Origin of the sequence: Streptomyces colwelliae (genome assembly GCF_048158785.1) — a bacterium.
Taxonomy (GTDB): Bacteria; Actinomycetota; Actinomycetes; order Streptomycetales; family Streptomycetaceae; genus Streptomyces.
In genome coordinates this window covers 1-8,545 of the sequence record NZ_JBLTJC010000415.1, presented here as the reverse complement: position 1 = coordinate 8,545, position 8,545 = coordinate 1, and the positions used below count along the sequence as shown (strand labels likewise).

The following is an 8,545-nucleotide window of genomic DNA, read 5'->3' as shown; positions in this document are numbered from 1 at the left end:
CCCCACGAGGTGGCACGAGCCTGGAACGAGGTGTACTGGCTGATGGCGAACGCGCTCATCGCCGTCGAGGCACGGCTGTACGCGGAGCAGGGCGTCATCGAGGGCGAGGCGTGGCGGGAGTCGGACGTGGGCGGCTTCGACGGGAGTCCGTCGCCCGAGCTGTATCTGCGCTGGTTCCAACTCGGCGCGTTGGTCAGGAAGGCGTTCGTGCTCGCCTTGTCGTGGACGAGGAAGGCAGAGTGGCTGCCGATGTTGGCCAGGTGCGTGTCGATCGGGACGTGGCGGCTCCAGCGGACCCTGCGGTGGGCGAAGTCGAGGCGGCCGGTGGGGTCGGCGAGCGCGGAACGCAGTCCGCTGCCGTTCTGCTCCACGACGCGGTCGATGCCGAAGTGGATCCGGATGCGTTCCGACTGGTCCACGATCCACGGGACGTCGCGGGCGCCGGTGTTCCACCACAACGCGAGTGCGCCGCCCGGGCGCAGTACGCGGAGCGCCTCCGGGACCGAGCGGGTGGTGTCGGTCCAGTGCCAGGCCTGGGCGTAGGTGAGGAAGTCGACGGAGTGGTCGGTGAGGGGGAGGGCGTTGCCGTTGCCCCGGACGATCGGGACGTCGGGGAGGGTCCGGCGGAACTGGGCAGCCATGCCGTCGCCGGGTTCGATCGCGATCACCTCGGCGCCGCGGGCGTGCAGCAGGGCGGTCGCGATGCCGGTGCCCGCGCCGACGTCTGCGACGCGGGCACCGGTGAGCGGGTGGCCGGCGAGTTCCTCGATGGCGTCGAAGAGGGCGGGTGGATAGGAGGGGCGATTCTCGGCGTACTGGGCTGCGGCCGCGTTGAAGGAGTGGGCTCGGGTGGCGGGTGAGGGGGGATTCGCGGAGGTGGCCATACGGCCATCGTTACCTGGGTGGGTGCAGGGTGCAGGTGGTTTTTGGTGAGAAATGAAAGAGGGAACCGCCGTGACCCGCGGAGTCGCGCGCTGCCGTACGACCGGCTCTCGCCCAGCCGGAGAGTTCCGTGTGCCCGGAGACCTGTCCGTGCCTGAAGTCCTGCGCCTGCCCCGGAACCCGTGGCCTCCCGCGTCAGGCGCCCCGCCGCTTCTTCGACGGGTTGCGGGTGCGGCGGGACGTGCGCTTCTCGTGTTGGGCCAGTGCCGCCTCGTACTCCTGGCGGTGGAGTTTCTCGCCGGGGGCCTCCACCAGGGAGCGGAAGAAGTAGGCGAGGAGGGAGCCTACGAAGCCGATGGCCAGGAGGCCTCGGAGGGAGGCCTGGCGGTCGGGGTCGGGGCGTTTTCTGAAGGTTTCCCAGGTGTGGCCGAAGGCGAGGGCGCTGCAGATCGCGAACATCACGATGACGAGGAGGGTGACGAAACTGCCTACGTCCGCGATCTGGATGCCCTGGTAGGCGAAGCGGAGGATCAGGCAGGCGGCGGCCGCGGCGGCGAGGGAGCCGGCGGCGGTGGCGACGCGGCGTGCGGTGTAGCCGTTGTAGCCCTTGTCGTGGTTCACCCAGGTGGTGCCGAAGAAGCGGAGGGGTTCGGGGCGGGGGCCTGTACCTGTACCTGTGCCTTCGCCTGGGGAGCCCGCGGGGGTGTCCTGGGTGCCGGTCGTCTCGTCGTTCACGGGACGATTATGGCTCCGAGGGTCGGCGCGGGCTCCCGTTGGGGGCTCAGGCGCAGCGCGGGCGGAAGTAGCCGTCGCTGCCGGTGTTCACGTAGGTGTCCGAAATGTACTCGCCGTCGTCGATGTTGTCCCAGATGCTCGACGTGCCGTAGTAGCCGGACACCGTTGTGCCCGGTGTCTGGCAGTAGATCGGGACCTGCGAGCCGGCGGGCAGGACGCGGACGATGGTGTAGCCGGTGCCGGGGCCGCTGCGGACGTTGACGCTGATACCGGGCGCGATCGAGTAGTAGTTCACGGCCGCGGCCGCGTTGGCCTGAGCCGGTGAGCCCATCACCATGAGCAGGGCTCCGGCCGCGCCGGCGAGTAAGACGGATCTGCGTCTACGGGATGACATGCGTGTCCTTTGGGCCGGTGACGTGGGATCAGGAGCAGCGGGAGGCCACGTAGCCGTCGCTGCCGGTGTTCACGTAGGCGTCCGAGATGAACTCGCCGCTGCTGATGTTGTCCCAGATGTTCGACGTGCCGTAGGTGCCGGTGACCGTCGTGCCCGGTGTCTGGCAGTAGATCGGCACCCGCGAACCCCCGGGCAGGCTGCCGACGATGCTGTAGCTCGTACCCGGGCCGCTGCGGATGTTGAGGCGGACGTCGGCGGTCGTGTAGTAGTGCACGGCCGCTGCCGTCGCGACAGCCTCGGCCTCGCTGCCCTCGGCCTCTTGAGCGCGGTCAACAGACATGAAAAACCTCCCCCGTTGCACCCCATGACTGCCATGGGGTCCCGTTGATTCCCCTAAAACACGCCATGAAACACATGTGCGCAACTCGCACGGGCAGGCGGGCAAGTCGCCTCTGTCCCGTACGTGTCATGGACTAGGCTCCGTGCGTCGCGCGCGCGAACGATCAGCACGGGGGTGGTTCCATGGCGCCACAGCGCAACACCGGAGCGGGCGCGGAAGCGGAACTTCCCGAGTACGCCGGTCACTACCGCCTGGAGTCCTGCCTGGGCTCCGGTGGCATGGGCGTGGTGCATCTGGCGCAGAGCACCTCCGGGATGAAGGTCGCCGTGAAGGTCGTCCACGCGGAGTTCGCCCAGGACCCCGAGTTCAGGGGGCGGTTCCGGCAGGAGGTGGCCGCCGCCCGCAGGGTGAGCGGGGCCTTCACCGCGCCAGTGGTCGATGCCGATCCCGAGGCTCAACGACCCTGGATGGCGACGCTGTTCATTCCCGGGCCGACCCTGTCCGAGCATGTGAAGCGGAACGGGCCCATGGCTCCGGCCCAGTTGCGCCAGCTGATGGCCGGGCTGGCCGAGGCGCTCCGCGACATCCATCGGGTCGGCGTCGTACACAGAGATCTCAAGCCGAGCAATGTGCTGCTCGCCGAGGACGGGCCGAAGGTCATCGACTTCGGTATTTCCCGGCCAAAGGACAGCGAACTGCGCACCGAGACGGGCAAGTTGATCGGAACTCCACCCTTCATGGCGCCCGAGCAGTTCCGGCGGCCCAGGGAGGTCGGACCCGCCGCGGACATCTTCGCGCTCGGGTCCCTGATGGTGCACGCGGCGACCGGGCGTGGGCCGTTCGACTCGGACAGCCCGTACGTGGTGGCGTACCAAGTCGTGCACGACGAGCCGGACTTGGCCGAGGTGCCGGACAATCTGGCGCCGCTCGTGCTGCGTTGCCTCGCCAAGGAGCCCGAAGACCGTCCCACACCCGACGAGTTGATGCGGGAACTGCGGTCCGTGGCGGCCTCGTACGACACACAGGCGTTCATACCGGAACAGCGGACCGGTGGTGCGCCGGCGTCGAAGCCCGACCCGGTCCAGAAGCCCGAACCCGAGCCTCGACGGCGCCGGTTGGCGATTCTGGCGGCCGGGACCGCGGTGCTGGTCGCCTGTGGTGTCCTCGCCTCGGTCCAACTGGCCGGAGGCGCGGATCCCGCACCGAAGAGCACCACCGGCGCGCGGACCTCGCCGACGGCGTTCAAGACCTGGGCCGTGAAGCCTGCGGCGAAGGCCGGGGGTGTACCCCAATGCGCCTACGGCGCGGGCGAGTTGCTGTGCGCTCAGCCAGGAGTCGTCTACGCTCTCGCACCGGCCGACGGCACCCTGCTGTGGCGGCATTCCGTCGCCGAGGAGAGACCCGGTGGCGCACCGGTCGTCGCCGGCGGGCTCGTGCATCCGAACATCGGCGGGGGCCGGCATCTTGAAGCGCTCGATCCGTCCTCAGGCGCGAGGGTCTGGCAGCGGAACCTGCCCGGGAGCGACTCCGTGAGTTACGTCGGCGGCATGGCCCTGCTCACCCGTGCGGACGGCACGGTCACGGGCGTCGACGCCGCGTCGGGCAAGACGAAGTGGAGTCGCCCGATCCCTGGCGTCTCCTCGTTCGCCTCGATCGCCGGGAGCCCGCTGGCGTACGCGACGAGACCGTCCGACGACGGGTCGAACACCCAGGTCACCGCGGTCGATCCGGACACGGGTGACGTGCGGTGGAAGGCACGCGTGCAGGGGATGCTGAAGCCCGTCGGTGTTCAAGGCGCATCGGTGTTCTTCCTCTCCACCGACTGGAGTTCCGGCAACACGAAGGCCATCGTCCGCTACGCCCCCGGGAGCAGGACATCGAGCCGCGTGGCGCTGCCCGTCCCGCGCCAGGACGCCGTGGCCGCCATGCGCGGGAACGTCGTGTACGTACTGGCCACCGGTGGTTCGCTGGAGGCGATCGACACGGACACCCACAAGCGGCTGTGGCATCTTGAGACGTCCGTGAGCCGCGGCTCCGTGCCGGTCGTCGACGACAAGCACGTGTACGTCACCGCCCCGGACGGACGCCTCCTGGCGGTCGACGCCGACACAGGGCAACTCGTCGGACAGACGGCCGCACGGCTCGGCGCGAACTCCGAGCAGGTGGTCGCCACGCTGCCCGAACCCGTCGTAGCGAACAACCACGTCTACGCCGCCGCCCCCGACGGCACGGTCTTCGCCGTCAACTCCCGTACCCCCGGCGCCTGGTAGCACGGGCAGGCAAAAGGGCCGCCCCTCAGGAAAGGGACGGCCCGAGGCCGAACGAGCAACAGGGCCACCGGAGTTGCGGCCCCTCAGGAACCTGAACCTTCAGGGACCCTCAGCCCAGCTTGCTGACGTCCCGCACGGCACCCCGGTCCGCACTCGTCGCCATCGCCGCGTACGCGCGCAGTGCCGCCGACACCTTCCGCTCGCGCTGCTTCGGGGCGTACCGCCCGTCCAGCGCGGCCTCGCGGCGTGCCAACTCGGCGTCGTCGACGAGGAGTTCGATGGAACGGTTCGGGATGTCGATGCGGATGCGGTCGCCGTTCTCGACGAGGGCGATCGTGCCGCCGGACGCCGCCTCGGGGGACGCGTGGCCGATGGACAGGCCCGAAGTGCCGCCGGAGAAGCGGCCGTCGGTGATCAGTGCGCAGGTCTTGCCGAGGCCGCGGCCCTTGAGGAAGGACGTCGGGTAGAGCATCTCCTGCATGCCGGGGCCGCCCTTGGGGCCCTCGTAGCGGATGACGACGACATCGCCGTGCGTCACCTGTTTGTTGAGGATCTTCTCGACCGCTTCTTCCTGCGACTCGCAGACGACCGCCGGGCCCTCGAACGTCCAGATGGACTCGTCCACGCCCGCCGTCTTCACGACACAGCCGTCGACCGCCAGGTTGCCCTTGAGGACCGCGAGGCCGCCGTCCTTGGAGTACGCGTGCTCGGCGGAGCGGATGCAGCCCTCGGCCGCGTCCTCGTCCAGCGCCTCCCAGCGCTCGGACTGGGAGAAGGCCTCGGCGGAGCGGACGCAGCCGGGACCCGCGTGCCACAGTTCCACGGCCTCCGGGGAGGGCGAACCGCCGCGCACGTCCCACGTCTTGAGCCAGTCCGCAAGGGACGGGCTGTGGACGGAGTGGACGTCCTCGTTCAGCAGGCCGGCGCGGTGCAACTCGCCCAGCAGGGCCGGGATGCCGCCCGCGCGGTGCACGTCCTCCATGTAGTACGTGCGGTTCTTCGCGACGTTCGGGGCGACCTTCGCGAGGCACGGCACCCGGCGCGAGACGGCGTTGATCTCGTCCAGGCCGAACTGGACGCCACCCTCCTCCGCTGCGGCGAGGAGGTGCAGGATCGTGTTGGTGGAGCCGCCCATCGCGATGTCGAGGGCCATGGCGTTCTCGAAGGCCGCGAAGGTGGCGACGTTGCGCGGCAGGACCGTCTCGTCGTCCTGCTCGTAATAGCGGCGGGTGATGTCCATCACCGTGCGGGCCGCGTCCTGGTACAGGCCCTTGCGGGCCGTGTGCGTGGCGAGGACCGAGCCGTTGCCCGGCAGCGACAGGCCGATGGCCTCGGTCAGGCAGTTCATCGAGTTGGCGGTGAACATGCCGGAACAGGAGCCGCAGGTCGGACAGGCGTTCTCCTCGATGTTGAGGACGTCCGCGTCGGAGATGCTCTCGTTGGCGGCGTCGACCATCGCGTCGATCAGGTCCAGCGTGCGGACCGTGCCGTCCTGGAGGGTCGCGCGCCCGGCCTCCATGGGACCGCCGGAGACGAAGACCGTCGGGATGTTCAGGCGGAGTGCCGCCATGAGCATGCCGGGCGTGATCTTGTCGCAGTTGGAGATGCAGATCAGGGCGTCGGCGCAGTGCGCCTCGACCATGTACTCGACCGAGTCGGCGATCAGGTCGCGGGACGGGAGGCTGTAGAGCATGCCGCCGTGGCCCATCGCGATGCCGTCGTCCACCGCGATCGTGTTGAACTCGCGCGGGATGCCGCCGGCCTCGGTGATCGCCTCGCTGACGATCCGGCCGACGGGCTGGAGGTGGGTGTGGCCGGGCACGAACTCGGTGAAGCTGTTCGCCACCGCGATGATCGGCTTCCGGCCGATGTCCGCACCGGGTACACCGGAGGCGCGCATAAGGGCGCGTGCGCCCGCCATGTTGCGGCCGTGGGTGACTGTACGGGACCTCAGCTCGGGCATCGTCGATCGCTCCTTCAGACAGATAGGGCTGCTAACGAGCGTACGCCGGTCATCCAGGGGTCGGACACGATGTCCACATCGCGGGACGAAAGTCTCACCACGAAGACAGGACTGAAGGCAGGACTGAAGGCAGGACTGAAGGCAGGGCTACGGCCCGGTCATATGCCCCTGCACCACCGGCGCCACCCGCGCGATGATCTGCTCCAGGTCCGCCGAGGCCAGCGGTTCCACCTTGATCACGTAGCGCAGCATCGCCGTACCGACCAGTTGCGCCGCCGCCAGCTCGGCGCGCAGTTCCGCGTCCGGGAGGTCGAGCTGGGCGGCGACCCGGCCCAGCACCTGGGAGACCACGAGCCGGCGGAAGACGGCCGCGGCGGCTTCGTTGTTGACGGCGGAACGGACGACCGCCAGCAGGGGCTTACGGGTGGCGGGGTTCTCCCAGACGCCGAAGATGAAGCGGGTCAGCCGCTCGCCGACACCGTCCAGCGGCCCGTCGGCCACCGCCGCCGGCGCGTTCGTCGCCGGGGCAAAGGCGACCTCGACGGACGCCTCGAAAACCTGCTCCTTCGTACCGAAGTAGTGGTGCACGAGCGCCGGGTCGACCCCGGCGGCCTTCGCGATGCCGCGCACGGACGTCTTCTCGTACCCTCGCTCGGAGAACTCCTCCCGGGCCGCGGCCAGGATGCGGTCGCGGGTGTCGGCGGATTCCGTACGAGGGGGTCGGCCCCGGCGCTTGGCGGTGGCGTCGGTCACCGCCGGGGCACCTTCACGGCCGAGGCCAGATGCAGCCGCGTGAAGGCGAGCGCCTCCGCCAGGTCGGCCTCGCGTTCGGCGCTGGACATCGCGCGCCGGGTGTTGACCTCGATGACGACATGGCCGTCGAAACCGGTGGTCGCGAGCCGTTCCAGCAGCTCGGCGCAGGGCTGGGTGCCGCGGCCGGGGACGAGGTGCTCGTCCTTGTTGGAGCCGTTGCCGTCCGCGAGGTGGACATGGCCGAGCCGGTCGCCCATGCGCTCGATCATCTCGGTCGCGTCGGTGCGGGCGGTCGCGGTGTGGCTGAGGTCGATCGTGAAGTGCCGGTAGTCCTCGTTCGTCACGTCCCAGTCGGGGGCGTAGGCGAGCATCTCTCGGTCGCGGTAGCGCCACGGATACATGTTCTCTACGGCGAACCGCACATCCGTCTCGTTCGCCATCCGCCAGATCCCGCTGACGAAGTCCCGCGCGTACTGACGCTGCCAGCGGAACGGCGGATGCACCACGACCGTGCTCGCGCCGAGCTTCTCCGCGGCCGCCTGGGCGCGCTGGAGCTTGATCCACGGGTCGGTGGACCACACCCGCTGGGTGATGAGCAGGCACGGCGCGTGCACGGCGAGGATCGGGACCTGGTGGTAGTCGCTGAGCCGGCGCAGCGCGTCGATGTCCTGGCTGACCGGGTCGGTCCACACCATCACCTCGACGCCGTCGTAGCCGAGGCGTGCGGCGATCTCGAAGGCCGTCGCCGTCGACTCCGGATACACGGACGCCGTGGACAGCGCGACCTTCGCATCCGGGATGCGCACGACTGGTTCTGCCACGGAGGACAGACTACGGGGCGGCGCTTTGCGCGGGGGAGCCGGTTGCTGTGCCCGCCCTGTGCGAGGTGCGGCAACCGGCCATCTCCGGCGCGGGGCCGCGTTGTGGCGATACTTCATGCGGGTCTGATACGTCACGTACCGTCCGGGCGTTCAGTACGGCCACGCGTGCGTGGACCATGAACGGCCACGCGTGCGTGCGTGACGCGCCCAGCCTCCCGGCAATCACCCACGGCCCCGACGACGGCCACGCGTGCGTGCCTGACGAACGACCACGCGTGCGTGCGTCTCGAACGGCCACGCACGCGTGCCCACACCCTCGCTCGGAGAACTCCTCCCGGGCCGCGGCCAGGATGCGGTCGCGGGTGTCGGCGGATTCCGTACGAGGGG

Annotated in this window: 7 protein-coding genes and 3 pseudogenes; 2 read left to right on the top strand and 8 right to left on the bottom strand. The window is 69.7% G+C overall.

Annotated features, from left to right (window positions below; translation table 11 throughout):
• Positions 1 to 156 (top strand): annotated as a pseudogene (locus ACNFOC_RS46045) (hemin transporter); the annotation flags it as partial.
• Between the two features lie 35 nt (positions 157 to 191).
• Here ACNFOC_RS46045 and ACNFOC_RS46040 read toward each other — a convergent pair.
• The 4 genes and pseudogenes from ACNFOC_RS46040 to ACNFOC_RS46025 all read right to left on the bottom strand — a co-directional run.
• A pseudogene (locus ACNFOC_RS46040) lies at positions 192 to 884 on the bottom strand (class I SAM-dependent methyltransferase); the annotation flags it as partial.
• 193 nt (positions 885 to 1,077) lie between these two features.
• Entirely contained in the window at positions 1,078 to 1,617 is a 540-nt protein-coding gene (locus ACNFOC_RS46035) for an EamA/RhaT family transporter (protein WP_416964967.1), read from the bottom strand.
• A 46-nt stretch (positions 1,618 to 1,663) separates the two neighbouring features.
• Positions 1,664 to 2,011 carry an SH3 domain-containing protein gene (locus ACNFOC_RS46030; RefSeq protein WP_416964966.1) on the bottom strand — a complete coding sequence of 116 codons (348 nt, stop codon included), beginning with the start codon at positions 2,009 to 2,011 and terminating at the stop codon, positions 1,664 to 1,666.
• 28 nt (positions 2,012 to 2,039) lie between these two features.
• Complete coding sequence (locus tag ACNFOC_RS46025; protein WP_393751703.1) at positions 2,040 to 2,351, bottom strand: SH3 domain-containing protein; 312 nt, start codon at positions 2,349 to 2,351, stop codon at positions 2,040 to 2,042.
• 182 nt (positions 2,352 to 2,533) lie between these two features.
• On the opposite strand from ACNFOC_RS46025, the gene ACNFOC_RS46020 reads away from it, so the two are divergent.
• A complete protein-coding gene (locus ACNFOC_RS46020; RefSeq protein ID WP_416964965.1) occupies positions 2,534 to 4,621 on the top strand; it encodes a protein kinase domain-containing protein in 2,088 nt (695 codons plus the stop codon).
• A 109-nt stretch (positions 4,622 to 4,730) separates the two neighbouring features.
• Here ACNFOC_RS46020 and ilvD read toward each other — a convergent pair whose 3' ends face one another.
• The 4 genes and pseudogenes from ilvD to ACNFOC_RS46000 form a co-directional block, all read right to left on the bottom strand.
• Positions 4,731 to 6,584 carry a dihydroxy-acid dehydratase gene (gene ilvD, locus ACNFOC_RS46015; protein WP_416964964.1) on the bottom strand — a complete coding sequence of 618 codons (1,854 nt, stop codon included), beginning with the start codon at positions 6,582 to 6,584 and terminating at the stop codon, positions 4,731 to 4,733.
• Between the two features lie 147 nt (positions 6,585 to 6,731).
• Entirely contained in the window at positions 6,732 to 7,337 is a 606-nt protein-coding gene (locus ACNFOC_RS46010) for a TetR/AcrR family transcriptional regulator (protein WP_416964963.1), read from the bottom strand.
• On the bottom strand, positions 7,334 to 8,158 hold the full coding sequence (locus ACNFOC_RS46005) for a sugar phosphate isomerase/epimerase family protein (protein ID WP_366497623.1): 825 nt from the start codon (positions 8,156 to 8,158) through the stop codon (positions 7,334 to 7,336). The genes ACNFOC_RS46010 and ACNFOC_RS46005 overlap by 4 nt, the downstream gene beginning before the upstream one ends.
• 313 nt (positions 8,159 to 8,471) lie before the next feature.
• Positions 8,472 to 8,545, bottom strand: a pseudogene (locus ACNFOC_RS46000) (TetR/AcrR family transcriptional regulator); the annotation flags it as partial.

Bases quoted from the DNA above. Each gene is read 5' to 3' on its own strand.
- ACNFOC_RS46025 (WP_393751703.1), bottom strand. From the start codon at position 2,351: ATGTCTGTTGACCGCGCTCAAGAGGCCGAGGGCAGCGAGGCCGAGGCT.
- ACNFOC_RS46030 (WP_416964966.1), bottom strand. From the start codon at position 2,011: ATGTCATCCCGTAGACGCAGATCCGTCTTACTCGCCGGCGCGGCCGGA.
- ACNFOC_RS46020 (WP_416964965.1), top strand. From the start codon at position 2,534: ATGGCGCCACAGCGCAACACCGGAGCGGGCGCGGAAGCGGAACTTCCC.
- ilvD (WP_416964964.1), bottom strand. From the start codon at position 6,584: ATGCCCGAGCTGAGGTCCCGTACAGTCACCCACGGCCGCAACATGGCG.